Source organism: Shewanella sp. MBTL60-007, from assembly GCF_019654915.1.
In the GTDB taxonomy this organism is placed as follows: Bacteria; Pseudomonadota; Gammaproteobacteria; order Enterobacterales; family Shewanellaceae; genus Shewanella.
Map to the genome: position 1 here is coordinate 1 of NZ_BPET01000193.1, position 499 is coordinate 499.

The window sequence follows — 499 nt, forward strand, 5'->3', positions numbered from 1 at the left end:
CTCAAGGTAGCGACACCGCAACCGTTGCTGATGAAACCGCGCCAAATGCGCCAACGGTATTGATTGTTGATGATGGCAACCCAGGCGATGGCCTGCTCACCCAAGCTGAAATTGGTGCTGATGACGTGCAGCTGCAAGTCACTATCGATGGTACTGACTTTGAAGCTGGCGGCTATGTCACGCTTACCATTAACGGTGGCGGGGACATTCAGCTGAGTTTCGCTGACTTCACTGATGCTGGCAACGGCAGCTTCACCTTCGGTAACTACACTTATGCCAACGGCGTGATCAGCTGGACAGAAACCGCGCCTGCTGAAGGCGACAGCATCACAGTCACCGCCACCCAAACCGATAAGGCTGACAACACCTCGGCTCAAGGTAGCGACACCGCAACCGTTGCTGATGAAACCGCGCCAAATGCGCCAACGGTATTGATTGTTGATGATGGCAACCCAGGCGATGGCCTGCTCACCCAAGCTGAAATTGGTGCTGATGACGT

Annotated in this window: 1 protein-coding gene; it reads left to right on the top strand. The window is 54.7% G+C overall.

Annotation, left to right across the window (positions count from 1 at the left end; genetic code table 11):
- On the top strand, positions 1-499 hold a 499-nt coding region (locus K5Q92_RS23995), incomplete at both ends, for a hypothetical protein (protein WP_220755747.1).